Source organism: Collinsella sp. OM06-18AC, assembly GCF_003438785.1.
Classification (GTDB): domain Bacteria; phylum Actinomycetota; class Coriobacteriia; order Coriobacteriales; family Coriobacteriaceae; genus Collinsella.
This window is the reverse complement of record NZ_QSTX01000016.1, coordinates 1-259: the sequence shown is the minus strand read 5'-3', so window position 1 is coordinate 259 and position 259 is coordinate 1. Positions and strand designations below refer to the sequence as shown.

Sequence of the window (259 nt, the reverse complement as noted above, 5' to 3'; positions counted from 1 at the left end):
GCTTCGAGCCGCGCGCCGAGGAGCTCGCCAAGAAGTACGCCCTGGCCCCCTACACCATGTTCATCGGCTCCGGCGCCCTGTGGGGCGAGACCATCCTGTTCTCGATGTGCATCCTGGAGGAGATGCAGTGGAAGCGCACCCGCTACATCACCTCGGCCGACTTCTTCCACGGCACCCTCGAGCTCGTGGAGCCCGGCGTCCCCGTGTTCCTGTTCATGGGCGAGGACGAGAACCGCAAGCTCGACGAGCGCGTCCGCGC

1 pseudogene is annotated in these 259 nt (G+C 66.8%); it reads left to right on the top strand.

Annotated features, from left to right (window positions below):
• A pseudogene (locus DXB86_RS10135) lies at positions 1 to 259 on the top strand (SIS domain-containing protein); the annotation flags it as partial.